Here is a 23,615-nt window from a genome sequence, read left to right on the forward strand (position 1 = left end):
GGGCGGGACCACGCCGGTTCAGCCCCGGCCGGCAGGGGGTTCGGCGGCGTAGACCTGACCGACGAGCTCGAGCGTGGCCAGACCGTTGGGCCAGGTCTTGCGCTCGCCGCGCAGTACTTCCCCGAACTCCCGCAGCACGCCGACGTACTCGTGGGCCAGCGAGCTCTTGAAGTCCGGATAGCCGGCCAGCATGTCGGTCGTCAGCAGGCGGCCGTCGGCGAGGAGGACCTCGACGTCCTTGCGCTCCCCGTGCTCGTATGCCCAGTCCAGGTCCACCACGGCGGTGACACCCTCGCTGTCCTGAAGGGTGATCACCGCGAGGCGGTCGATGCCCGCCGGGTCACGGCCCACGCTGGCCTCCTTGAAGGCCACGTCGTCACCGAGGAACAGGTGCACCACGTCGAAGGCGTTGGGCCCGTTGTCCGCCACGCAGCCGCCACCGCAGCGCGCCGGGTCGAGATACCAGCGGTCCTTGCCGACGTGCTCCTCGATCTTCTCCCAGTAGCGCACGGTGAGCCGCTCCACCGGCACGTCCGCCGGCAGCGACTTCAGCAGGTCCAGGACGTTGGTGTTGTAGCGGCGGTGGTAGGCCGTGAACAGCGCCACCCCCTTCTCCTCGGCCAGGTCACGCAGCGTGCGCCCCTCCTGCACGGTGATGCCGAGCGGCTTCTCCACACACACCGCCACACCCGCGGCCAGGGCGTCCCGGCAGACCTCGAAGTGCACGTCGTTGGGGACGTTGACGACGACCGCGTCCAGCTCGGTCGAGGCCAGCAGCTCCCGGTGGTCGGTGAAGACCGGGATCGTGCCCCGGTGCGGTTCCAGGGTGGCCTCGTTCAGGTCGCACACCGCGGCCAGCTCGATGTCCTGGACCTCGCCGGCCAGCGCGTCGACGTAGAAGCGGGAGATGACGCCCAGGCCGATGATGCCGATACGGATACGGGGCTGAGTGGTCATCGGGTCCCTCCAAGGGGGGTCGGAACGGTCAGGGAGTGCTGGGCGGCGACCGCCTCCAGCTCGGCGAAGAGCGAGGCGGCCAGCGGAACGCCGTGCTCACGGGCGCTGCGGGCGTGCTGCGCCTCGGGCCAGCCCGGGTAGCGCACCGGGGAGTCGGGGTCCAGGGCGGGGGCGTCGAGCAGGGCGCCGAACAATTCCTCCGACTGCTTGAGGAACGTGCCCTGGTCGCGCAGCCTGCCCGGCGCGATGGCCAGGACGAAGAAGCCGATGTTGTCGTCACGGCCCTTGGTGGACGTCGGGCCCATCTCGGCGCCCGGCAGCAGCGCCGCCAGCGCCTCCACCATCAGGCTCAGCGCATAGCCCTTGTACGAGCCGGTCTCCGGCCGGCCGCCCAGCCACTGCAGATGGGCCTCGCCACGGTCGAACGCCGTGGGGTCGGTGACCGGCCGGCCCGCGTCGTCGACCAGCCAGCCCTCCGGGACCGACCGTCCCGCACGGGCCGCGGCCCGCACCCGGCCGGTCGGCACCACCGTGGTCGACATGTCCAGCACATACGGCGGGTACGGTCCGGCCGGTGCGGCGATCGAGAACGGGTTGGTGCCCAGCAGCGCCTCCGCGGCACCCGGCGGCCGGATGATCCGCTGGCCGCCGCAGTTGCCGGCCAGGAACCCGAGGGCGCCCTGCTCGGCCGCGTGCGCGGTGAAGTGGCCGGCGCATCCGAAGTGGGTGCCGTTGAACAGCGACACCATGCCGACGCCGTGGGTTCCGGCGCGTTCCAGGGCCAGATCCATCGCGGCCCGCGCCGACCACAGGCCCAGCGCGTCGTGCGCGTCGACGAGCAGGGCCGCGCCCCGGTCGGCGACGATCTCCAGGTCGGCGGCGGGATCGGCGCGCTTGTCGTCGAACAACGGCAGATAGAGACGGGTCAGGTTGGCAAGGCCGTGCGAGGTGACACCGGTCAGGTCGCCGTGGACCAGGGCACGGGCGGCTATCTCGGCCCGGTCGGGGGCCAGACCGCGCCGGGTGAACACCTCGGCGGTGAATGCGGCCAGCTCGTCGTAGTCCAGGCGAACGGCGGTGCGGTCGACGGTCGCAGTGGTGGTCATCTTCTCCTCATTCACAGAAATTCACGGGGGCCGTGACGGATCGACAGGGGCCATGAGCGGCCGCCGGGTCGTGAGGTCCGGCCCGCCCTCAGAGCAGTTCGGTGTGCGCGGTCGCGGCGAACGCGGTCAGCAGCCCGGCCACGTCCCCCGCGAACGCCTCCAGTTCGGCCCGCTCGGCGAACTCGCTGTCGGCGTGCGCGTGGTTGGCCTCCAGGTCACCCGGCCCGAGCACCGCGGTGAACACCCCCGGCAGGCCGCCCGTCCAGATCGCGTCGCAGGTGAAGGCCGGCAGGTCGGCGGGCCAGCGGGGCAGACCCACCCGCCCGGTCAGCAGCTCCTCGGCCCAGCCGTCGTGGGCGTCCAGCGTGGGAAGCCGTCGTTTGAGCCAGTCCACCCGGGTGATCAGCGCACCGTCCGCCGCGGTCTTCGCCAGCAGCGTGCTGTCGGCGAACAGGGCACGGAACCCGGTGAGCCCCGCCCGCACCTCGTCGTGCAGCGCCTTCTCCAGAGCGGCGCCCTCGGCGGCGGACCCGTACGACAGGTTCAGCAGTAACTGCCCACTGCCGTACACCTTGTTGTGCAGCGGCCCCGTCTGCAGGCCCGCCACACACACCTGCCCGCTGCCGGCCTGGGTGGGCAGCGTCAGCGCCAGATGCCCGGCCAGATGGCCCAGCAGCACACTCGCGTTGTGCCCGGCGGCCGGGGCGTCGTCGATCGCGTCGTCCCCGTCGACCTGCACGCGGGCGGTCATCGCGGCCGTGGAACGGGTCAGCAGCCGCCCGCGCGTGGGCTCGCAGAAGATGTTCAGCCGGCCCGTGTAACCCTGTTCGACCAGCGGCCGGGTGCCGAACACCCCCATGGCGCCGCCCTCTTCGCCGGACACCACCTGGATCAGCACACCGATCTCGGTGCCGATCCGCGGATCCTCGGCCGCCGCCGCGCGGATGCCGGCCAGCAGCGCCACCGCGGGCCCCTTCGCGTCGATGGCACCACGCCCGAAGAACGTGTCACCGTCCAGCTTCACCGGCTGCCGCCCGGCGACGGTGTCCATGTGCACGTTGAACATCACCGTCGACTGGCGGGGCAGCTCCGGCCCCAACCGCAGCACCAGACTGGGCTGCACCCGCAGGAACTCGGGATCGCGGGCGATCGCGGCACGCACCGCGGCCGGCACCTGCTCGTCGGTGAGCTCCTCCGCCGCGCACACGCCGTGCCACTCGACGGTGAACCCGAAAGCGCGGGCCGCCTCCGCGTAGGCGCGCTGGGCCTCCCACAGCCGGACCTCACCGTTCGGCGTGCCCTCCAGCGGGCCGGCCGTGGTCAGCGACAGCAGATGCAGCAGCAGCTGGTCGTCGTCTCGGGTCAGCGGCGCGTGGCGCGTTCCCTCAGCGGTCGGAGCGGACACGACTGGACTCCTCTCGAACGGTACGGCGGGGATCAAGGACTTCGGTGGCGACGAGCTGCTCGAGATGGCGGCCGTACTCGGCGAACAGGACGGGCCCGTCATCGCCCAGCTCGGTACGGCTCTCGTGGGGCCGCAGGGCCAGATGCGGTTCGATCGACCAGACGCCCGCGTAACCGGCCTCCAGCAACAGCCGCAGACAGTCCGCCACCCGGCTCTCGCCCTCGCCCGGCAGGGTGTAGGCGGCGCCGGCTCCACTGCCCACGGCGTCCTTGACGTGGACGTGGGCCACCGCCTCCGGACAGAGCTCCAGCAGCCGCACCAGTTCGTCGTACGCCCGGTAGTGGTAGGCGGCACCGTTGCCGGTGTCGAACAGCAGCCGCAGCGCGGGACTGTCGACCTCGGTCAGCAGCCGCCACATCCGCTCCGCGCTGCGCCCCGCCCAGCCGGCACAGTTCTCGTGCAGGAGCACCAGCCCGTACTCGGCGGCCCGCGCGGTCAACACCCGCATCCGGCGGATCACCTCGGCGCCCCAGTCGGCGTCGTCGAGACCGTCGTTGGGATACGACATGACTCTCACGTAACGGGTGCCGAGCGCCGCGCAGCGGGGGCCGAGCCGCTCCAGCTCCCACAGATCGGCGTCGATGCCCTGGCTGATCGGCCGTGACCAGTCGGCGATCCGCGAGTCCACGCAGGCGATGCCGAGACCCGCCGCACGCACCGTGCGCACGCAGGTGTCGAAGGCCTCGCCGTCCAGGTCGGCGAGGGCGACCCCGCCGATGCTGCGCAGCTCGATCAGCTGCCAGCCCAGGCTCGTGACCGCCGCGATCTGGTGGTCGAGGCTGCGTCCGGCCTCGTCGCCGATGCCGGCGTAGAGGATCCCGGGCACCGCCTCCCCCCGCGGAAGCGGGCCGACGGCCACGGTGCGGTCAGGAAGCATGAGGCACGACCTCCGGCTGGAAGGCCGAGACCTCGGCCCCCAGACGGGACAGCCGCGCGTGCTCCTTCGCCTCGGCGAGCAGTGTGGTCACACCGGCGTTGAGCTGGAAGTCGGGCTCCAGGTCGGCGCCGTAGGCGAACTGCTCGTAGGCGTGCACCAGGAACCGGGCGAGCGAGTCGTCCCGGAACACCGGCTGCGGAACCAGACCCTCGATCGAGGTGGTCAGGTGCGCGTGGTCGTCGCTCTCGCTGATCGGGTAGTGGCCCACCGCCCAGCCCCGGCTGAAGCCGAGCCGGATGACCCGCTCCCGCAGCGGCGAGGCGAGGTCGGAGAAGATCTCCGTCTGGCAGCCCGCCGTGTGGTCCAGGAAGAGCCGCGCGGCCCCCATCTCGGGCACCACGACGTTCTTCACCCGCAGATCGCGCAGTTCGGCGCCCACGGTCTTCGCCTCGCCGGCCAGCGACAGCACCACCCCCACCGAGTGCGGAAGCTCCACGTCGAAGGCGGTCGGATGCCCCTCGGTGGCCAGCGTGCGGGTGATCCGGGGCTTGCGCTGGGCGATGAACACCGTCTCCAGCTCGCCCAGTTCACCGCCCTGCACCAGATCGTGCAGCCGCAGGGTCAGCGCGCTCTGGAGCCAGTGCGCGACCACCATGAGCTCCAGCTTGCGCTCGCGCCGCAGGTCATCGATTTCGGGCAGCTCGGCAACAGTGGCCACCAGGGGCTTCTCCACAAGGATCTTGCGGAAACCGAGATCGGCGAGCTCGGTCAGCGGGGCCAGGCGGTGCGTGGGCGGGGTGCACAGATGAACGATGGTGTTCTCGGGGTCCAGCAGCTCCCGCGCCCGGGTCAGACTGTCCACGGCGATCACATCGGAGTCCGACAGCTGCGGCGTGCGAGGGTCGGCGTCATAGACGACGGGTGGCTCGTCGGAGAAGAGTCCGGCATAGCGCTCCATACGGCGCAGACGGCGCAGCACACTCCAGTGCAGTCCGTGGCCGGAGCGGCCGAAACCGACGATCAGCGTCCTCAGCATGGTGGGTTCACTCCTCGGGCAGGCTCGGTCGGTGGTAGCGGTGGGCCGCCTGGGCGGCGATGAGGCGCTCGACGCTCGCCCGCACCCCGGCCGCCGGCCCGTATCCCTCGCACACGGCCGCCAGACCGGGCCGGTACGAGGGGATGCGCGATGGCGAGGTTCATAACGTCCTTTTCTTAACTTTTCGGGCAGTCGAAGGGCAGCAACGGACACGGGCCCGGGTGAGCGACGTGGTGCGGCGGTCCGGGCCGCGACAACGGGGGAGAGGAAGAGCCGAACCAGCGCGTCAGAAGCAGCGGCGGGTCAGCCGGACGGCGTCGAGGAGAAGCGGGCGAAGCCCACCCTCAGGTCGCACCCTCAAGCAAAGGCCACCGCGCCCGGTGGTCCCGACCAGGGCGGTGAAGCGCTGCCACATACACGGCTCCAAAGGTGTGTCAGCGGATACGTCGGCGAGTGCGTCGGCTCTGTCATCTCGTGTCTCCCGTTTCGGCGGATCGGGATGCAGCGAGCGTGCCGACAGACGTCAACACCCGTCAACGAAACCGCCCTTCGAGGCCCGCACTCGCACGCAGAACCGCCTCTGCCCCCCTGCCCGCTGCCACGCCCGCCCCCGACCCGGCCCGTCCTGCCATACGCCCTACACGCCCCCACACGGCCCTTGCCATGCGCTTGCCATCCACGGACCACACCCCCGCACACCACGGCCGCCGAGCCCCGCTCCAGCGTCCGTCTTGGATCTCTCGACCCGGCCCGCCCTACCGTCTTATGACATGGCTTTGGCAACACGGACAGACCGACGACCGTCCATGGCACGCACCCTGTGGGACAGCTCCATCGGCAAGAAGACCGTCATGGCCGTCAGCGGTCTGATCATGCTGCTGTACCTGGTCCTGCACATGCTGGGGAACCTGAAGATCTTCTTCGGCACCGACGACTTCAACGGATACGCCCACTGGCTCCGCACACTGGGAGAGCCGGCCCTGCACTACGAATGGGTGCTGTGGGGCCTACGCGTGGTACTGGTGATCGCGGTCGTCGCCCACGGAATCTCGGCCTACCAACTCAGCCGCCGCGACATCAGGGCACGCCCCACCCAGTACGTCCACAAGAAGCAGAGAGCCACCTACGCGACGAGAACCCTGCGCTGGGGCGGCATCATCCTCGGCCTGTTCATCGTCTGGCACCTGCTGGACCTGACGACCGGCACGGTCCACTCGGGCGGTTTCCAGGAGGGGCGGCCGTACCAGAACGTCGTGGACACCTTCTCCACCTGGTACGGCAACGTCATCTACATCCTGGCGGTCTCGGCCCTGGGCCTGCACATCCGGCACGGCTTCTGGAGTGCCGCCCAGACCCTGGGCGCCGGCAACCGCACCCGCGACCGCGCCCTGAAGGCCACAGCCAATGTTCTCGCACTGCTGCTCACGGTCGGCTTCCTCGTCGTGCCCGTGAGCGTGATGACCGGAGTGGTGAGCTGAAGATGACTTCCTACATGGATTACGAGACCGGTGAGCCGCTCACCGACGGTAAGGCGCCCTCCGGCCCGGTCAACGAGCGCTGGGACAGGCGCCGCTTCGAGGCCAAGCTGGTCAACCCCGCCAACCGCCGCAAGCACACGGTGATCGTCGTCGGGACCGGTCTGGCGGGTGGTTCCGCGGGGGCCACGCTCGCCGAACAGGGCTATCACGTCGTGCAGTTCTGCTATCAGGACTCCCCGCGCCGCGCCCACTCGATTGCCGCGCAGGGCGGTATCAACGCGGCGAAGAACTACCGCAATGACGGCGACTCCATCCACCGGCTCTTCTACGACACCGTCAAGGGCGGGGACTTCCGGGCGCGGGAGTCGAATGTGCACCGGCTGGCGCAGATCTCGGTCGAGATCATCGATCAGTGTGTGGCGCAGGGGGTGCCGTTCGCGCGGGAGTACGGCGGTCTGCTGGACACGCGCTCGTTCGGTGGGGTGCAGGTGTCGCGGACGTTCTATGCGCGGGGTCAGACGGGTCAGCAGTTGCTGCTGGGTGCGTATCAGGCGCTGAGCCGGCAGATCGCGGCCGGGAACATCGAGATGCACGCGCGTACCGAGATGCTGGATCTGATCGTCGTGGACGGGAAGGCGCGCGGGATTGTCGCCAGGGATCTCGTCACCGGGAAGATCGACACCTACTTCGCTGATGCCGTCGTGCTGGCTTCGGGTGGTTACGGCAATGTCTTCTACCTGTCGACGAACGCCATGAACTCCAACGCGACGGCCGTCTGGCGGGCCCATCGCCGCGGTGCCTACTTCGCCAACCCGTGTTTCACGCAGATCCACCCGACGTGCATTCCGCGCACCGGCGATCACCAGTCGAAGCTGACGCTGATGAGTGAGTCGCTGCGTAATGACGGCCGGATCTGGGTGCCGAAGGCCAAGGGCGACACCCGTCCCGCGCATCAGATCCCCGAGGACGAGCGGGACTACTACCTGGAGCGCATCTACCCGTCCTTCGGCAACCTGGTCCCTCGCGACATCGCCTCCCGGGCCGCGAAGAACGTCTGTGACGAGGGCAGGGGAGTGGGCCCCGGCGGCCAGGGCGTCTACCTTGACTTCGCGGATGCCATCGCGCGCATGGGCCGTAAAGCCGTCGAGGCCAAGTACGGCAACCTCTTCGACATGTACCAGCGGATCACCGACGAGGATCCGTATGCGGTGCCGATGCGGATCTATCCCGCCGTGCATTACACGATGGGCGGTTTGTGGGTCGACTACGACCTCCAGACCACCATTCCGGGCCTGTTCGCGGTCGGCGAGGCCAACTTCTCCGACCACGGCGCGAACCGCCTCGGCGCCTCCGCGCTGATGCAGGGCCTCGCGGACGGCTACTTCGTGCTGCCGGCGACCATCAACGACTACCTGGCCCGCAACCCGCACCACGAGCCTGTCACCGACGAACACCCCGTGGTGCAGGAGGTGCTGGCGGAGACGGAAGACCGGCTGCATCTGCTGCTGTCCGTGGACGGTGACCGCACCCCGGACTCCTTCCACCGCGAGGTCGGCGAGTTGATGTGGGAGTTCTGCGGCATGGCGCGCACCGATGCCGGTCTGCGCAAGGCGTTGGAGCGGATCCCGCAGATCCGCGAGGAGTTCTGGCGCCGCATCAAGGTCCCCGGCACCGGCGAGGAGTTCAACCAGTCCCTGGAGAAGGCGAATCGCATCGTCGACTACCTGGAGCTGGCCGAGCTGATGTGCCTGGACGCACTGCACCGCGCCGAGTCCTGCGGCGGCCACTTCCGCGAGGAGTCCCAGACCCCCGAGGGGGAGGCGGCGCGCAAGGACGAGGAGTTCGCGTACGCGGCGGCCTGGGAGTTCACCGGCACCGGCGAGGCTCCGAGTCTGCACAAGGAAGACCTGGTCTTCGAGTACGTTCACCCCACCCAGCGGAGCTACGCATGAAGCTCACCCTGCGCGTCTGGCGCCAGAAGAACGCCCACGCCGAAGGCGCCATGTCCACCTATCAGGTGGACGGGATCTCCTCGGACATGTCGTTCCTGGAGATGCTCGACACCCTCAACGAGGAACTCATCCTGCGCGGCGAGGACCCGGTCGCCTTCGACCACGACTGCCGTGAAGGCATCTGCGGCGCCTGCTCGCTAGTCATCAACGGGGACGCACACGGGCCCGAGCGGACGACCACCTGTCAGCTGCACATGCGGTCCTTCCAGGACGGCGACACGATCGACATCGAGCCGTGGCGGGCCTCGGCCTTCCCGGTGATCAAGGATCTGGTGGTCGACCGGACCGCGTTCGACCGGATCATCCAAGCCGGCGGCTACATCACCGCACCCACCGGCGCCGCACCGGAGGCCCACGCCACGCCGGTGCCCAAGCCGGACGCGGACGTCGCGTTCGAGCACGCGGAGTGCATCGGCTGCGGGGCCTGCGTCGCCGCGTGTCCCAACGGGGCGGCGATGCTGTTCACCTCGGCCAAGGTCAACCACCTCAACGTGCTGCCACAGGGCGGGCCCGAGCGGGAGACCCGGGTGCTGGACATGGTGGCGCAGATGGACGAAGAGGGCTTCGGGGGCTGCACGCTGGCCGGCGAATGCGCGACCGCCTGCCCCAAGGGCATCCCGCTGGTCTCCATCACCGCCATGAACAAGGAATGGCTACGAGCCACCCGCAAGGCGCCCCGTTGACCCACCCCCCACCCCCTCCCCACTACACCCGGATCCGGCCTTTAGCGATCCTCTGCCACCACATGCGCACACTGCGTCATGACCCATCCTTCGGCAACCCTCCCGAAGAGCACCACCACCCTTCTCCTGGCCGAACCCCACACAGGCCGGCGGGCCCGCCGCGCCGCGCTCCTGGCCGCCGAGCCCGACTTGGAGGTCATGGCCACCTGCTCGGACGAAGCGGAGGTCCACACCCAGCTCGAGCGCCGTATCCCCGACGTGGTCCTGACCGACCCGCGGCTACCCGGAACGGGCCCCCACGGCACCGGACTGATCCGACGCCTCACCCAGGGCCCGCACCGCATCCCGGTACTGGTGCTCGCCGACCCCGAGCCACTGCACGCGGCCCTCGAGACGCTCCAAGCGGGCGCCCACGGCCTGCTGTTCAAGGACACCGACGACGACCGGCTACCCCGTGCGGTACGCCTGGTCGCCGGCGGCGAGGCGGTGCTGTCATCCCGGATCACCTGGCCCCTGATCGACGCCTGCGTACAGCGCTCTCCGCTCCCCGCCCTGGACCGCCTCACCCCACGCGAACGTGAGGTCCTGGCACTGACCGGCGCGGGCCTGTCCATCCGGGAGATCGCCGACCGCCTGGTCATCTCCCACTTCACCGCCCGCACCCACGTCAGACGCACCATGGTCAAACTCGGCGCCCGCCGCCGGGCCGGCCTGGTCGCCATCGCCTACGGAGCCGGCGTGGTCCACCCCCGCACACGCCAGCCCGCCCCCTGACCCTCCGACCCCACCCACCATCCCCAACCCCGCCCTCCACATCCGACTATCGGCAGATTTAGCCGTGTGCAAGGGACACCCGAAAGGCTCGCCCCGTACGACCCACGCGTACGGCAGCTCGCTACGCCGTGGCCAGGAACGCGACCACAAAGGGGATCCTGTGATCAGCAGACGCTCGCTCATACGCACCGGTGCAGGCGTTGGCGCGGCCGCCGCGCTGACCGTCTCGACCGGCGGGATGCTGCTGGCCGGAGCCGGCTCCGCGTCAGCCGCGCCTTCCTGGGACAGCCTGCGAGCCGCACTCAACGGCACCCTCGTGCTGCCCGGCGAGTCCACCTACGGTCAGGCGATCCAGCTCCACCAGGCCAAGTGGGACGCGATCCACCCCCAGGCGGTCGCGTACTGCAAGACCGCGTCCGACGTCGCCACCTGTATCCGCTTCGCCCAGAACAACAGCCTCGCCTTCTCGGTCCGCAGCGGTGGCCACAGCAACGCCGGCTACTCCACCTCGCCCGGCCTGGTCGTCGATGTCTCCCGCCTCAACTCCGTGCGCACCACGGGATCCACGGTCCGCCTCGGCCCCGGCGCCCAGGGCGTCGATATCACCAACACCCTCTCCGCGCTGGGCCTCCAGGTCGTCTCCGGCACCTGCCCCACGGTCGCGATGGGCGGCTTCCTCCAGGGCGGCGGCCTCGGCCCGGCATCCCGCAAGTACGGCACGGCCGCCGACCGCCTGGTCTCGGCGAGGGTGGTCCTGGCCGACGGCAAGTCGGTCACGGCCTCGGCCAACGACAACCCGGACCTGTTCTGGGCCCTGCGCGGCGGGGGCGGCGGCAACTTCGGCGTTGTCACGGAGTACGAGGTACGCCCGGTCTCGATCCCGTCCCTCACGCTGTTCAACCTGACCTTCGCCTGGTCCGACGCCGCCGACATCGTCCAGGCCTGGCAGCAGTGGATCATCAGCGGTCCGCGGGAGCTGAACACGCAGCTGCTGTTCACCCTGGCGACCGACCAGGGCGGCGAGCCGCACGTCATCCTCACCGGCACCTACGCGGGCGCGCAGGCCGCCGCCGAGACCGCCCTCAACACCTTCATGACGTCCCACGGCAAGGCCAGCGTGACCCGGCAGGTCGTCGAACTGCCCTACCAGCAGGCCATGATGACCATCTTCGGATGCGGCACGCAGACCGTCAGCGAATGCCACCGCGTCGGCTACTCGCCCGAGGCCGTCCTGCCCCGCGAGTACAACGCCACCTACCGCAACACACTCTTCAGCAAGGCCCAGACCCGCACCTCCATCCAGGACACCCTGGCCCGAATGGAAGCCTCCCTGCGCCCCGGCCAGTTCCGCGTCCTGGCCCTGCTCTCCTACGGCGGCCGCGTCAACGACTACGGCGTCGGCGCCACCGCCTACTCCCACCGCACCACCGAGTTCGAGGTAGGCATCCAGCTCGCCCACACCACAGCGGCCCCGACCCAGGAAGACCGGGCCGCAGGAGATGCCTGGCTCAACACCACCTTCACCACGGTCGAGACGGCCGGCAACCACGAGTCCTACCAGAACTTCATGGACCCGGCCCTGCCCAACTGGCAGCAGGCCTACTACGGCCGCAACTACCCCGTCCTCCAGGCAGTCAAGGCCAACTACGACCCCCACCGCTACTTCAACTTCGCCCAGGCCATCGCCTGACCCTCCCCCTCTCGGCGGTCCGCCCACCCCTGGTAGGAGCGGACCGCCGCCCCCCAACAAAGTCTGGTAACACCTGTTACCATGCCTCTATGGCAAAGACACAACTGGGCGCCCGCGTAGACGACGAGGTCGCCGAACTCGCCAAGGCCCGAGCCAAGGACCGCGGCCTGAGCATCGGCGACTACATTGCCGAACTCGTCCGCGAGGACACCGACGGCCTGCGCGCCCGCGGCCTGGACGCCGCCCGCCGCTTCCTCGACGAACACCAGGCGATCTTCGACGAGGCCGAGGACGCCGACCGCACCGCTCCGGGAGCCCACGCCGCGTAATGGACCTGCACATCGACGTCCCTTGGATCCTGCAGGTCGCCGAGATCGCAGGCGCCCGCGACCCCGCCCCCGACGACTACGGCATCCCGGTCGCCGCGGTAGCAGCCCACAAGGCCGAGCTCCTGGACCAGCCGGTCTACGACGGCCCCTACGCCCGCGCGGCCGCCCTGGTCCACATCCTCGGCCGCTGCCGCTGGCTGGAGCGCTCCAACATGGCTGTAGCCGCCGCGACCGGCGTCATGTACCTCGAAGCCTCGGGCATCCCCCTCAAGCCCACCCGCAACGACGCGATCGCCCTACGCGACCTCCTCCGCGACCCCACCTGCACCACACCTCGCATCGCGACCCTGCTGCGCACCTGGCCGACAGCCACCTGAGGACACCCACCCCACTGTTTGCCTAAACCTATTAGGCAAACACAAGATGACCTCAGCCGAACCACCCCGCACCGGCTCCGAGAGGTCAAGAACCATGGCGCGCGCAGGACTGACCGCACAACGCCTCACACAGGCCGGCGCCGACCTCGCCGACGAGGTCGGCTTCGACGAGGTCACCGTCTCCGCGCTCGCCAGACACTTCGGCGTAAAGGTCGCGAGCCTGTACTCGCACGTGAAGAACTCCCACGACCTCAAAACGAGGATCGCCCTCCTCGCCCTGGAGGAACTCGCCGACCGAGGCACCACCGCCCTCGCCGGCCGAGCCGGAAAAGACGCCCTCACCGCCCTGGCCGACGTCTACCGCGACTACGCCCACGAACACCCCGGCCGCTACGCCGCAGCCCAACTACGCCTCACCCCAGAAGCAGCCGCAGCCAGCGCCGGTGCCAGACACTCCCAGATGACCCGGGCGATCCTGCGCGGCTACGACCTGACAGAACCCGACCAGACCCACGCCGTCCGCCTCCTGGGCAGCACCTTCCACGGCTACATCAGCCTGGAAATGGGCGGCAGCTTCAGCCACAGCGCCCCCGACACCCAGGAAACCTGGACCCGCATCCTGGAAGCCCTGGACACCCTCCTGCGCAACTGGCCAACCACCCCCGCCCCCTGACCACTCACCACTGGGCCATTCCCCTCCCTCGCACGTCAGGACGTGCGGGGTTGCTGCTGGAGCCCTTGGAGGAGGAGGTCGATGAGGCGTCGGGGGTCGTAGCGGGGGTCGTTGTCGTGCCCGATGCAGAGGTTGCCGATGCCGCGCATGAGCTCGTAGGGCTGCGTGCCGGCCCTGATGTCCCCAGCCTCCACCGCGGCGTCGAGCAGCTCAGCACAGACGGGCAGCAGCCGATCCAGGAAGTAGGAGTGCAACGCGGCGAAGCGGTCGCTGTCGGACTGCAGCGCATCGGCGAGCCCGTGCTTGGTGACCAGGAAGTCAACAAAGAGGTCGATCCACTGACGCAGCGCATCGATCGGTGAACCGGCACTGCCCAACAGGGTCGGCCCGGCCTCGGCGCACGCCTCGATCTGATGACGGTAGACGGCGGTGACGAGATCCGCCCGAGTCGGGAAATGGCGATAGATCGTGGCCATCCCGACCCCCGCCTGGGCCGCGATCTGCCGGATCGGCGCATCGACACCAGAGCTGACGAACACCGCTGCGGCGGCAGCGAGCACCGTCTCCCGATTGCGCTGAGCGTCAGCCCGCTTACCTCGGGACGGCGACTCCCCTGCAGGGCTCCCGTTGGCCACCACGAAGTCCTCGTCCTCCCACACCGATTGACAAAACGGAGCAGCGCTCCGAATACTAAGTGGAGCAGCGCTCCGATTCATCCTAACCGAAACGGCTCGCTCCTGCCCCCTGCCCTCTTGCCACTAACTCTTCAGAGCCCCAGCCACCCGGCAGCCACCACCAAAGGAACCTCACCGTGAGCACACCCACCCCGGTTCTGTCCTTCAGCCCCGTAGTCCTCTCCGTACCCGGACGCCCCGTAGACCTCCAGGTTCGCGTCACCGCGCCCGCAACAGGAACCAACCTCCCCGTCATCCTCCTTTCCCACGGCCACGGCCCCTCCAACAACCTCTCCTCACTCAACGGCTACGCACCGCTGGCCAACCTCTGGGCAGCACACGGATTCATCGTCATCCAGCCCACCCACCTCACCTCCAGGACACTGACCCACCTCGTCGCCGACGCACCCGGCGCACCCGACTTCTGGCGCTCCCGCGCCGAGGACATGACCCACATCCTCGACCGGCTCGACGTGATCGAACGCACCGTGCCGCAGCTCGCCGGACGGATCGACCCCACCAAGATCGCCCTCGCAGGACACTCGTTCGGAGGCTTCACCGCCGCCCTCCTACTCGGCGCCGGACTCACCGACCCCGACACCGGAAAACTGGTGCACCTCGCCGAACCCCGGATCAAGGCGGGCGTACTGCTCGCCGCGCCCGGCAGGGGCGGCGAAGCCTTCAACGGCCCCATGGCCCAACAGTGGCCGATCATCGGTGCCGTCGACTTCTCCACCATGACCACCCCCGCGCTGATCGTCGCCGGCGACAAGGACGACCCCCACCACTTCACAGACATGGGACCGGACTGGCACACCGACCCCTACACACTCGCCCCCGCCCCCAAAACCCTGCTCACCCTCTTCGACGCGGAACACGGCCTCGGCGGAATCGCCGGATACGACGCCGCCGAAACCACCGACGAGAACCCCGAACGAGTCACCGCCCTCGCCCACCTCACCGCGTCCTACCTCCACACCCAGCTCCACCCCGGCGCCCCCACCTGGCAAACGGCATGCGAGGCACTGTTGGCCGGCCCCGACCCGGTAGGACAAGCCGAATCCAAGTAGGTCGAAGGGGCACACACCTTCGACGAAGTGGTGGATGCGGATGGCGGCCGCCGAGGGGCCCAGTCAGTCCGGGCACTGTGGCATGCCTACGGCCGTCCCACCCAAACCATCGATCAGACCGAGACCTGCGACGCAGCCTGGCAGACCTGGTAGGAGCTGGCTGGCAAGGTTTCCAGGAAGTCCTCGCTTCGACGTCGAGGCCATTCGGGCCAAGGCACGGCCCGGAAGCGGAGTCGCCGCAGCGTAGAAGCTGCGGCGGCGAAAACGAAGCCATCACGTCCCTGGCCGGCCGCTCTGCGAAGACGCGTCCCTTGGGTTCTTTTTTCCAGGGCCACTGGCGGGGGAACTTCCAACGCTCCGCGCTCACAGTCCTGGTTCCTGCCAGGAGGACCAACGGGACTGACGGGACTCTGCTTTCCGGTTCCCGGACAAACGGCGAGAGGACGCTACAGTCCCGCGGGGCTCGGTCCCGTTTGAGTCCCGTCTGGAAAAGTGCAGGTCAGACTAGCCTTCCCCGTACTTCTACCTGGCAAAGTCTTGACCTGGTGTTTTGTCGCGGGACTCAATGCGGGACTGGAGGACTGCTGCGGCATTGAGCCCCGCGAGTCCGCAAATCCCGCTACTCCCGTGAAGGCCGCCTCGTCGGCTACACCACCCTTGCCGCGGTCGCCGAACGGGACCCCGACAGCGGCCTGTTCGCCCGCAGGACCTTCTTCCTCCTGCCGCACGACCGCGACAGCGACCCCACCGGCGACTACCAGGTCGGCGCGAAGACGCCTCGCTCACAAAAAGGCCGCACGCGTCGCGCCGCGCTTTGGGTTGTACCCCTCAGGCTGGACGATGCCTGCCGGCTATGGTCATCGCCCGGCCTGGTCCCGGTTCAGGATGGCGGGGCGGTCAGGACGGCCTTGGCCGTCAGCCGGAGGTTCCTGATCATCGGATTCGGGTCGCCCTTGCGGCTGACCAGGACGACCCTGCTGGGGGGTGCGCCCTCGATCGGGACGGTGACGAGGTCGGGACGTAGCGAGCTGCGCCGATCTCCGACCGGTAGGACGGCAATCGCCCTGCCACTCGCGACGAGTTCGAGCTTGTCCTCGTAGCTCTCGACCGGCGGCACGTCGGCCCCGAGGATGCGGTACGAAGTCCAGTCCGCGGTCTCGAACGCGCACGGCGCTGCCGCTTCGCCGGCCAGCTCTTCCGCGGTCACCGACGCGCGGTCGGCCAAGGGATGACCGCGCGGGACCACAAGCATCCGGGGCTCCTCGTACAGCGGGGTGGTAAACACGTCGTCGGCGGCGAGCGGCAGCGGGGCCCGCGCGATCAGGGCGTCGACGCGCTTGTCGGACAGTGCCCCGACGTCGCGGCAGCTCAGATGCCGGGTGCTGATCTCCGCGTCAGGGTGACGGCGGCGCAGTTCCCGTACGGCGGCCGTGATCACGAGGTCTTCGAGGTAGCCGATGGCGATGCGTTCGGTCTGGGTTTGTTCGCGCACAACCGTCTCGGCCTGGCGGGCGGCCTGCAGCAGGGCTTGGGCCTGGGGGAGGAATGTCTGGCCGGCCGGAGTGAGCCGGGTGCCCTGGGGGGTGCGGTCCAGCAGTCGTGTGCCGAGATACTTCTCGAGCCGTTGGATCTGGCGGCTCAGCGCCGGCTGGGCCACGTGCAGGTCGGCGGCGGCCCGGCCGAAGTGCTGGTGCGCCGCCACCACGGTGAAGTAGCGCACCAGCCGCAGTTCCAGGTCCTGTCCGAGATCGTTCACCCTTGCAGCGTACGTGTCATGCCGTTTCGGAATGACGAGGTTGCCGAACCGGTCTTGGACGGCCATGCCGTCCTGGATCTTGACTGAAGGAGCAACGTCTCCCCGAGAAAGCGACAGGCGCGATGAAGGCGATCCAGTTCCACGAAGCAGGCGGGCCGGAAGTTCTGCGGTACGACGAGGTGCCGGTTCCCGAGATCGGCCCGGGCGAGGTGCTCGTCCGCGTGCACGCGGCGGGCATCAACCCGCCGGACTGGTACCTGCGTGAGGGGATGAAGGTCATGCCGGCCGAGATGAGGCCGGTGCTGGAGTTCCCTCTGATCCCCGGAACGGACATGTCGGGCGTGGTCCAGGCGGTCGCTCCGGACGTACGGGGGTTCGCCGCCGGTGACGAGGTCTTCGGCATGCTGCGGTTCCCCGGATTCGACGGCCGGACGTACGCCGAGTACGTGGCCGCACCGGCTTCGGACCTGGCTCACAAGCCGGCCGGTATCGACCACGTGCAGGCGGCCGGGGCACCGATGGCCGTGCTGACGGCCTGGCAGTACCTGGTTGAACTCGGCCACGACGTGCCGTCTCCCTTCACCGGCCAGGTGCACCGGCCGGTGCCGATCACGCCGGGGATGACCGTGCTGGTCAACGGGGCGGCCGGTGGAGTGGGCCACTTCGCGGTGCAGCTGGCGAAGTGGAAGGGGGCACACGTCATCGCGGTGGCCTCAAGCCGGCACGAGCAGTTCCTGCGCAAGCTCGGCGCCGATGAGTTCATCGACTACACCACGACGCGGGCCGCGGACGTGGTCAGCGGCGTCGACCTGGTGATCGACACCGTCGGTGGCCCGGACAGCTCACGCTTCCTGAGCGTGCTCAAGCGCGGCGGCACCATGCTTCCGGTGTTCTTCGCCGAGTACGACCCGGAAGAGACGGCGCGTCTGGGCATCACCGTCTCGAACATTCAGGTGCGTTCCAACGGCCCCCAGCTCGCTGGGATCGGGCGCCTGTTCGACGAGGGCAAGCTCCAGGTCGGGGTGGACAGCACCTACCCGCTGTCCGAGGCGGGCCACGCACACACGCGGGCCGCGCAGGGCCACATCCAAGGCAAGATCGTGCTGACGGTGGTCTCGTGATCGCCGAACTCCAGCAGGCGGTGGCGCGCTACTCCCACGCCCTGGACGAGCTGAATGTGGCCGAGCTGGAAGCGGTCCTGGAGGCGTGGTGACGGACGCCGAACGCGACGCACACGCAGCCCGTCTACGCGGACTGCTCTACCTCGCCTGTCCCGACGCCACAGCTCAAGGGATCGAGGACACAGCGAGGGCTATCGCCATATCCCCAGACGACTTCCCTCACGCAGCAGTGCCACAAGCCGCACGGCTCGCCGCGAATGCTGAGGGGCAGATCCCTCGGCAACGACTGAACCTGGACGACGCGGATCTGGCTGGCGCGGACCTGGGTCACGCGTACCTGCACCGTGTGGGCCTGAGCCGTGCGGACTTGAGCCGAGCGGACCTATCCAACGCGAACCTGACCAGCGCGTGTCTGACCGATGCGCGCCTGATCGGCTCGAACCTGATGGGCGCGGTCCTGACCCAAGCGCGTCTGGCTGGCGCGGACCTGGCCGAAGCGAACCTGGGTGGCGCGGACCTGACCGAAGTGAATCTGAGCGGCGCAGTCCTGACCAACGCGGACCTGCGCCATGCGGTCCTGGTTGGCGCAAGGCTGAAGGGCGCGAACCTGATCGGCGCATATCTGAACGGCGCGGTCCTGAGCAGCGCATATCTGGACGGTGCGCGTCTGACCGGCGCGATCCTGACCGACGTGAGCCTGACTGGCGCGAACCTGGTCGGCGCGATCCTGACCGACGTGAGCCTGAGTGGCGCGGACCTGAGTGGCGCGGACCTGACCAACTCGTTCTTCGTACATACGGTTTGGTCTGTGCGGACGGTCTGGCCTGTTGGTGTTGCCCGGCAGATGCGGGAGCGCTCCGTGCCCATCGGCAACGGCCAGTGGCAGGTACAAGGCTCTGGTTCCAACGGAGCCGAGGTGGAAGTACCACCCGTACCCGTCAGTTGATCTCTACCGAGTTGCGTGTGAACGCAGGGCGGCGCCCGCAAGGGGTGCCTGTTTGCGAACTGGTGCTCCCGCACGGACGGGCCGTACTCGGGTTCCGGTAAAAGGCGTACGGCGGCGGTGGCGGGTTGTGTTCGGGCGGTGCTGCGCCGCCCCGCGGGCACGAACGGCTCGAGCGCCGGCCCGCAGCTGCGCGAGCACACCAACGACGTCAATCAGGTCCGCGTCCGGTCGCGACTGCTCGGCATGAGGTGCGCGTACATCTTCAGCGTTAGGCCGGATCGGAGTGTCCGAGGTACTCGGCGAGGGCGACTTAGCAGGATCGGATGCTAGACGCCCTGCACAGCTGGACGCAGACCAGCGCACCCGTCCCCGACAACGAGTTCACCGAGGAGAACAGCGGGAGCGACGGACAACGGCCGCCCGTCTCGTCGGCCTCCGGGATACCACCGCCCGCCAGCACACACACCATCCAGGCGACCTGACACCACCGCACCACACCCCGGGCTCTGGCCTGCCCGGCGACGGCCTCGCCCCGTCTCCCGCACCGAATCACCACCGATCCCCCGGCGGAATCCCCACCAGCAGCCACCCGTGCCGTCCCGCACATTCGGACACCGCATCGAACACCACCCGGAAACGACGAAGATCCCGCCCGATCTTCCGATCGGACGAGATCTCGTCAACTACTCCCGAGCTAACTCAAGAACAGTCGCGTGCAGGGAGTGCAGGGTTTCAACGGCTCGGGGTCAGGACGGGTCGCCGTACTGGAGACCGCGTCCGTTGGTGCCGACGTAGACGCGCCCGAAGGTGTCGGGGTCGCCGGTGACGACGGCGGTGCCGCCGATGTTGCCCCACTGGTGGGCGTCGTCGTTGACGCGGAGCCAGGTGGCGCCCATGTCGGTGGAGCGGAAGACGCCGGTGACGTCCTTGACGGTGCCGATCAGGTACAGGGCCTGGTAGGAGGCGCCGGGCGCCGCCTTGCCGAAGCCGAGGGCGGAGGCGGACTTCACCGTGGTGAGCGTGGTGAACGTCCGGCCGCCGTCGGTGGAGTGCAGCAGCCCCTTGCCGCCGTCGGCGATCCACAGGTCCCCGGCGATGCCGGGAACGGCCGTGAGCTTGCCGGCGGACAGGCCGGTGGCGCGAGCGCTGAAGGTCGCGCCGCCGTCGGTGCTGGCGTAGAGGCTGCCGTCGGCCAGCGAGTAGAAGGTCTGGGCCGAGGAGCGGTCGGCGACGACCACGGCGCCGGTGCCCAGGCCGCCGACCTTCGACCAGCTTGCCCCCTTGTCGGTCGAGCGGTACGGGGCCTGCCCGTCCTCGGTCCAGACGATGGCGGAGCCGTCGGCCGAGAGCGCGACATCGCCGCTGTCGGCGCTGCCCACCGGCTCCGAGGTGAAGCCGGTCCAGGTGCTGCCGCCGTCGGTGGAGTAGGCGCCGTCCTGATCGCCGCCACGGCCGACGCGGACCATCATCGAGGGGTTGGACTGGGCGAAGTCGATGTTCGTGCTGGTGACCATCATCGGGTTCTTCAGCCGCCCGGCGGGCACCTTGGTCAGGGCACTGGAGGAGCCGTAGTGGAAACCGCCCAGGTCACCCATGGAGGAGATGACGGTGGCACCGCCGGGCGGGGCGACCGCGTCCAGCACGGCGGTCTCCTCCAGCCCTTGGGCCCCGACGATCCAGTGGCTGGTGCCACCGCTGTCCGAGGCATTGGCGTCCTTGCTGCGCCAGATGCCGCTGCCGGTGCCGTACAGCACGTGCCCGGAGGCGAAGGGGTCGATGGCCAGGGCGGTCATCCAGTGCCCGACGTCGGTACCGACGTAAGGAGCGCCGGAGGCGTCCCGCTCCGACTTGTCGGACAGTGCCTTCCAGTTCGCGCCGCCGTCGGTGCTCCGGTAGATCTCGTCATCGGGCCACCAGCGGTCGAGGGTGGTGACCATCACCGTGGACGGCTTCTGCGGGTCGACGGCCAGACCGGAGAACCCGTAACCGCCCTGGGACGGCGAGATGTTCTTCCACGCCCCACCCGCCGGCGTGTACTTCCACACCGAGCCCGCGGTGACGCCGTTGGGTCCGACGACATCGGTGTACGACAGGTACAGCGAGCCGTCACCGGAGAGCACGCCGTGCTGCGGCATCTGGCCGGTGGGCTGCCCGGAGACGGCCTGCCAGGTGCTGCCGCCGTCGGTGGAGCGGTAGAGGGAGCGGGACTTGTCGGCGACGCCGACGTAGACGTCCTTGCTGCCGGCCGGGCCGTACGTCACGAAGGAGATTCCCGCGCCGCTGCCGGCGCCGTCCTTGACGGGGAACGAGGAGACCTGCCCCCAGGTCACGCCACTGTCGGTGCTGCGCCACAGGCCGTTCTTGCGCGTGCCCAGCAGCAGGGTGGTGTGGTCGCCGGGGTCGATCGCGAGCCGTTCGCCCGCCCCGCGGCCGTCCTCGTTGCTGCCCAGCTTGAAGGGCAGCTCGGTGCGCTGGAAGGTGCGGCCCTGGTCGGTGGAGCGCAACAGCGCACCGTTGCCCGCCCAGCCGTTGGTGTAGGTGCCCGCCCCGATGTAGAGCCGGTTGGGGTCGACGGGGTTGGTGGCCAGCGAGTCGATGCCCAGCAGGTTCCAGTCCTTCTCGCCGAACCGGTCGGTCAGCGGGATCCACTGCTCGGCCCCGGTGTCCCAGCGGTAGGCGCCACCCATGTCGGTGCGCGCGTACAACAGCCCCTTCTCGCTCGGGTTGAACACCAGCCCGGTGACGTAACCGCCACCCACCACCTGGGCGTTCTTCCACGCATACGGTCCGGCCGCGGCCGTGGTCTGCGCCCCACCGGTCCCGGTCGACGGGGTCTCGGCCGTCTTCACCAGCTTCCACTGCTGGTTGGTGCTGTGCCTGTCGGGATACTGCATGACCGTCGCACCCTGGGCGGTGGAGCCTCCGGAGACGTCCAGGACCAGGCCGCTCCTGCGGGAGGTGAAGGTGACGGCGTCGGAACCGCTCACATCGTCGATCCGCCACTCCTGGGAGGCGGCGGAGCTGTCGGTCTGCTGCTCGGCGGCGGCCCGCTCGGCGGTCGAATTGCCCGCTATCCCCAGCACTTTGCCGCTGTTGCGGTTCATCAGCTCGTAGTAGCCGTCCCCGGTGGGCTTCAGCTTCCACTGCTGGTTGGCGGTGTTCTGGTCGGTCCACTGCTGGATGCGGGTGCCGTCGGCGGTGGAGAAGCCGTCGACGTCCAGCACCTTGCCGCTGCGCACCGAAACCAGCCGGTAGTAGGCATCGCCGTCGACCGTCGCGGCCTGCGAGTCCTCCTGGGTGAACAGGAGATACGGCACGACGAGGGCGGGTGCGCCGAGCAGCAGGCCGGTCGCGGTCCAGCGCCGACGGTGACGCCCGCGGCGCCCGCCGGTCGTGGGGTTCTTCATGGGGAGGTGCTCTCCTTGCATGCCGTTCACCAGACAAAGGCGGATCCAGGTCCCGAAGGCCGGATCCGACTCCTTGTCGTCACAGACTGTGCAAAGGGTTGCCGAAGCCGAGATCATTTTTCAGATCAACTCGTCGCAGGCGCAGGCGCAGGCGCAGGCGCAGTGGTCGCTGACGCGCGGCGATGCTCGGCCGCTGGGCTCGGCCGGCGCCGACGACGCTCAACGCACCGGGAAGCCGAACGAGTAACCCTGCTGCCTGAGTTCGGGAAGGATCCGGCGCAGAGCCTCGACGGTCTGGGAGCGGTCGCCGCCCGCGTCGTGGAAGAGGAGCGTCGGCCCGTTGGGCAGCTCCCGCTCGGCGGTGGCGACGATGGCGTCCGCGCCCGGCTGCTCGAAGTCCAGATGATCAAGTACGCCACCGCGATCCGTACCCGTACTGCCTCCACCGAGGCGATCCTGCGCCGCTTCACCCGCAACGCCTCCCACCCCACCTACGCGGCGATGCTGGAGGTCGGCCGCGCACAGAAGACCATCTTCGTGGCCCGCTACCTGCGGCTTCGGGATCTCCAGCGGGAGATCGAGGAGGGCCTGAACGTCATGGAGTCCTCCAACGGCGCCAACTCCGTGATCGGGGCTGGCTATGCCAAGAGCACCCTGGTCGAGGACGGGGAAACCGCAGCGCACAGCCAACATGCGAAAACCCGACCCTGGCGGTGACCAGCTACTTCTCACCGCGCCCTCCGGCAGGCGCAGGCGGGGGCGGTGCGGCGTGGTCCGGCCTCGGGCAGCTGCCTCACATCCGGCTGCGCATTCGGCAGGTCAGGCCTGCGCAATCGACACTGCGGCGCGGCGCAATCGGCTGTGACGGCTGCGCATTCGCGGCTGCGACCACTGCGCAGACTGTCCCGGCCAGCCAGACCTGGGGCGTTCCGGTGAGGGGCGGTGCGCAGGCTGCGCAGCTGCGCGGTGGTGGCTGGCTTCGGTCGCTGCGCAATGGCCGACCGGTTGCACAGCCACCGCGATGTCGATTGCGCAGGCCGCTGACCTGCATGGTCTGGTCTGTGGTCGGGGTCGCAGGGGCCGTGGTCGGGGGTGGTGGGAGCCGTGGTGCGCCCCAGGCCCTCACCTCCTGACCACACCGGATCACGCTGCTCCTCCTCGGCCGCTGACGCGACGGGGCTGCC

General features: G+C 69.3%; 21 protein-coding genes and 4 pseudogenes. 15 read left to right on the forward strand and 10 right to left on the reverse strand.

The window, feature by feature from the left end:
- Positions 1-18: 18 nt before the first annotated feature.
- The 5 genes from OG381_RS49245 to OG381_RS49265 all read right to left on the reverse strand — a co-directional run bounded on the left by OG381_RS49245 (position 19) and on the right by OG381_RS49265 (position 5,441).
- A complete protein-coding gene (locus OG381_RS49245; protein WP_327722957.1) occupies positions 19-957 on the reverse strand; it encodes a Gfo/Idh/MocA family protein in 939 nt (312 codons plus the stop codon).
- A complete protein-coding gene (locus OG381_RS49250) occupies positions 954-2,063 on the reverse strand; it encodes an Ldh family oxidoreductase (RefSeq protein WP_327722958.1) in 1,110 nt (369 codons plus the stop codon). Before OG381_RS49250 ends, OG381_RS49245 begins: the two co-directional genes overlap by 4 nt.
- Positions 2,064-2,151: 88 nt before the next feature.
- Positions 2,152-3,468: a M20/M25/M40 family metallo-hydrolase gene (locus OG381_RS49255; protein ID WP_327722959.1), complete on the reverse strand. Its 1,317-nt coding sequence runs from the start codon at positions 3,466-3,468 to the stop codon at positions 2,152-2,154.
- Positions 3,449-4,405, reverse strand: coding sequence for a sugar phosphate isomerase/epimerase family protein (locus tag OG381_RS49260; protein ID WP_327722960.1), 957 nt, complete (start codon positions 4,403-4,405; stop codon positions 3,449-3,451). Before OG381_RS49260 ends, OG381_RS49255 begins: the two co-directional genes overlap by 20 nt.
- Positions 4,395-5,441: a Gfo/Idh/MocA family oxidoreductase gene (locus OG381_RS49265; protein WP_327722961.1), complete on the reverse strand. Its 1,047-nt coding sequence runs from the start codon at positions 5,439-5,441 to the stop codon at positions 4,395-4,397. Before OG381_RS49265 ends, OG381_RS49260 begins: the two co-directional genes overlap by 11 nt.
- 806 nt (positions 5,442-6,247) lie before the next feature.
- On the opposite strand from OG381_RS49265, the gene OG381_RS49270 reads away from it, so the two are divergent.
- The 8 genes from OG381_RS49270 (at position 6,248) to OG381_RS49305 (ending at position 13,457) form a co-directional block, all read left to right on the forward strand.
- Positions 6,248-6,919, forward strand: a complete 672-nt coding sequence (locus OG381_RS49270) for a succinate dehydrogenase (protein ID WP_327722962.1) — start codon at positions 6,248-6,250, stop codon at positions 6,917-6,919.
- 2 nt (positions 6,920-6,921) lie between these two features.
- Entirely contained in the window at positions 6,922-8,871 is a 1,950-nt protein-coding gene (locus OG381_RS49275) for a fumarate reductase/succinate dehydrogenase flavoprotein subunit (protein ID WP_327722963.1), read from the forward strand.
- Positions 8,868-9,614 carry a succinate dehydrogenase/fumarate reductase iron-sulfur subunit gene (locus OG381_RS49280; RefSeq protein ID WP_327722964.1) on the forward strand — a complete coding sequence of 249 codons (747 nt, stop codon included), beginning with the start codon at positions 8,868-8,870 and terminating at the stop codon, positions 9,612-9,614. Before OG381_RS49275 ends, OG381_RS49280 begins: the two co-directional genes overlap by 4 nt.
- Positions 9,615-9,692: 78 nt before the next feature.
- A complete protein-coding gene (locus OG381_RS49285; protein WP_327722966.1) occupies positions 9,693-10,388 on the forward strand; it encodes a response regulator transcription factor in 696 nt (231 codons plus the stop codon).
- Between the two features lie 160 nt (positions 10,389-10,548).
- Positions 10,549-12,078, forward strand: a complete 1,530-nt coding sequence (locus tag OG381_RS49290) for an FAD-binding oxidoreductase (RefSeq protein WP_327722967.1) — start codon at positions 10,549-10,551, stop codon at positions 12,076-12,078.
- An 89-nt stretch (positions 12,079-12,167) separates the two neighbouring features.
- The gene (locus OG381_RS49295) at positions 12,168-12,407 is read left to right on the forward strand and encodes a hypothetical protein (RefSeq protein ID WP_327722968.1); all 240 of its coding nucleotides are present in this window, start codon (positions 12,168-12,170) and stop codon (positions 12,405-12,407) included.
- Complete coding sequence (locus OG381_RS49300; RefSeq protein ID WP_307038335.1) at positions 12,407-12,784, forward strand: fic family toxin-antitoxin system, toxin component; 378 nt, start codon at positions 12,407-12,409, stop codon at positions 12,782-12,784. Before OG381_RS49295 ends, OG381_RS49300 begins: the two co-directional genes overlap by 1 nt.
- Before the next feature lie 94 nt (positions 12,785-12,878).
- A complete protein-coding gene (locus tag OG381_RS49305) occupies positions 12,879-13,457 on the forward strand; it encodes a TetR/AcrR family transcriptional regulator (RefSeq protein ID WP_327722969.1) in 579 nt (192 codons plus the stop codon).
- Between the two features lie 35 nt (positions 13,458-13,492).
- On the opposite strand, the gene OG381_RS49310 is transcribed toward OG381_RS49305, so the two are convergent.
- On the reverse strand, positions 13,493-14,092 hold the full coding sequence (locus OG381_RS49310) for a TetR/AcrR family transcriptional regulator (RefSeq protein ID WP_327722995.1): 600 nt from the start codon (positions 14,090-14,092) through the stop codon (positions 13,493-13,495).
- A gap of 176 nt (positions 14,093-14,268) precedes the next feature.
- On the opposite strand from OG381_RS49310, the gene OG381_RS49315 reads away from it, so the two are divergent.
- Both OG381_RS49315 and OG381_RS49320 read left to right on the forward strand, forming a co-directional pair.
- Complete coding sequence (locus tag OG381_RS49315; RefSeq protein WP_327722970.1) at positions 14,269-15,201, forward strand: alpha/beta hydrolase family protein; 933 nt, start codon at positions 14,269-14,271, stop codon at positions 15,199-15,201.
- A 611-nt stretch (positions 15,202-15,812) separates the two neighbouring features.
- Positions 15,813-15,989 (forward strand): annotated as a pseudogene (locus OG381_RS49320) (DUF6009 family protein); the annotation flags it as partial.
- Between the two features lie 92 nt (positions 15,990-16,081).
- Here OG381_RS49320 and OG381_RS49325 read toward each other — a convergent pair.
- Positions 16,082-16,957, reverse strand: coding sequence for a LysR family transcriptional regulator (locus tag OG381_RS49325; RefSeq protein WP_327722971.1), 876 nt, complete (start codon positions 16,955-16,957; stop codon positions 16,082-16,084).
- Between the two features lie 122 nt (positions 16,958-17,079).
- On the opposite strand from OG381_RS49325, the gene OG381_RS49330 reads away from it, so the two are divergent.
- Both OG381_RS49330 and OG381_RS49335 read left to right on the forward strand, forming a co-directional pair.
- Positions 17,080-18,078, forward strand: coding sequence for an NADP-dependent oxidoreductase (locus tag OG381_RS49330; RefSeq protein WP_327722972.1), 999 nt, complete (start codon positions 17,080-17,082; stop codon positions 18,076-18,078).
- Positions 18,079-18,166: 88 nt separating this feature from the next.
- Complete coding sequence (locus OG381_RS49335) at positions 18,167-19,024, forward strand: pentapeptide repeat-containing protein (RefSeq protein WP_327722973.1); 858 nt, start codon at positions 18,167-18,169, stop codon at positions 19,022-19,024.
- A 212-nt stretch (positions 19,025-19,236) separates the two neighbouring features.
- On the opposite strand, the pseudogene OG381_RS49340 reads toward OG381_RS49335, so the two are convergent.
- Positions 19,237-19,331 (reverse strand): annotated as a pseudogene (locus tag OG381_RS49340) (tyrosine-type recombinase/integrase); the annotation flags it as partial.
- A 16-nt stretch (positions 19,332-19,347) separates the two neighbouring features.
- On the opposite strand from OG381_RS49340, the gene OG381_RS49345 reads away from it, so the two are divergent.
- Positions 19,348-19,506 carry a hypothetical protein gene (locus tag OG381_RS49345; RefSeq protein ID WP_327722974.1) on the forward strand — a complete coding sequence of 53 codons (159 nt, stop codon included), beginning with the start codon at positions 19,348-19,350 and terminating at the stop codon, positions 19,504-19,506.
- A 264-nt stretch (positions 19,507-19,770) separates the two neighbouring features.
- On the opposite strand, the gene OG381_RS49350 is transcribed toward OG381_RS49345, so the two are convergent.
- Entirely contained in the window at positions 19,771-22,431 is a 2,661-nt protein-coding gene (locus OG381_RS49350) for an RICIN domain-containing protein (protein ID WP_327722975.1), read from the reverse strand.
- A gap of 19 nt (positions 22,432-22,450) precedes the next feature.
- Between OG381_RS49350 and OG381_RS49355 the strand changes: the two genes are divergently transcribed.
- Positions 22,451-22,678: a hypothetical protein gene (locus tag OG381_RS49355; RefSeq protein ID WP_327722976.1), complete on the forward strand. Its 228-nt coding sequence runs from the start codon at positions 22,451-22,453 to the stop codon at positions 22,676-22,678.
- On the opposite strand, the pseudogene OG381_RS49360 reads toward OG381_RS49355, so the two are convergent.
- Positions 22,651-22,839: pseudogene (locus OG381_RS49360) on the reverse strand (polysaccharide deacetylase family protein); the annotation flags it as partial. The gene OG381_RS49355 and the pseudogene OG381_RS49360 sit on opposite strands and share 28 nt — an antisense overlap.
- On the opposite strand from OG381_RS49360, the pseudogene OG381_RS49365 reads away from it, so the two are divergent.
- Positions 22,831-23,070: pseudogene (locus OG381_RS49365) on the forward strand (Tn3 family transposase); the annotation flags it as partial. The pseudogenes OG381_RS49360 and OG381_RS49365 overlap by 9 nt on opposite strands.
- Between the last annotated feature and the right edge of the window lie 545 nt (positions 23,071-23,615).

The organism is Streptomyces sp. NBC_00490 (assembly GCF_036013645.1).
GTDB lineage: Bacteria > Actinomycetota > Actinomycetes > Streptomycetales > Streptomycetaceae > Streptomyces > Streptomyces canus_F.

Coding starts and splice junctions, on each gene's coding strand:
- OG381_RS49245 (WP_327722957.1), bottom strand. CDS start 957: ATGACCACTCAGCCCCGTATCCGTATCGGCATCATCGGCCTGGGCGTC.
- OG381_RS49250 (WP_327722958.1), bottom strand. CDS start 2,063: ATGACCACCACTGCGACCGTCGACCGCACCGCCGTTCGCCTGGACTAC.
- OG381_RS49260 (WP_327722960.1), bottom strand. CDS start 4,405: ATGCTTCCTGACCGCACCGTGGCCGTCGGCCCGCTTCCGCGGGGGGAG.
- OG381_RS49265 (WP_327722961.1), bottom strand. CDS start 5,441: ATGCTGAGGACGCTGATCGTCGGTTTCGGCCGCTCCGGCCACGGACTG.
- OG381_RS49270 (WP_327722962.1), top strand. CDS start 6,248: ATGGCACGCACCCTGTGGGACAGCTCCATCGGCAAGAAGACCGTCATG.
- OG381_RS49275 (WP_327722963.1), top strand. CDS start 6,922: ATGACTTCCTACATGGATTACGAGACCGGTGAGCCGCTCACCGACGGT.
- OG381_RS49280 (WP_327722964.1), top strand. CDS start 8,868: ATGAAGCTCACCCTGCGCGTCTGGCGCCAGAAGAACGCCCACGCCGAA.
- OG381_RS49285 (WP_327722966.1), top strand. CDS start 9,693: ATGACCCATCCTTCGGCAACCCTCCCGAAGAGCACCACCACCCTTCTC.
- OG381_RS49295 (WP_327722968.1), top strand. CDS start 12,168: ATGGCAAAGACACAACTGGGCGCCCGCGTAGACGACGAGGTCGCCGAA.
- OG381_RS49300 (WP_307038335.1), top strand. CDS start 12,407: ATGGACCTGCACATCGACGTCCCTTGGATCCTGCAGGTCGCCGAGATC.
- OG381_RS49305 (WP_327722969.1), top strand. CDS start 12,879: ATGGCGCGCGCAGGACTGACCGCACAACGCCTCACACAGGCCGGCGCC.
- OG381_RS49330 (WP_327722972.1), top strand. CDS start 17,080: ATGAAGGCGATCCAGTTCCACGAAGCAGGCGGGCCGGAAGTTCTGCGG.
- OG381_RS49345 (WP_327722974.1), top strand. CDS start 19,348: ATGCTAGACGCCCTGCACAGCTGGACGCAGACCAGCGCACCCGTCCCC.
- OG381_RS49350 (WP_327722975.1), bottom strand. CDS start 22,431: ATGAAGAACCCCACGACCGGCGGGCGCCGCGGGCGTCACCGTCGGCGC.
- OG381_RS49355 (WP_327722976.1), top strand. CDS start 22,451: ATGCCGTTCACCAGACAAAGGCGGATCCAGGTCCCGAAGGCCGGATCC.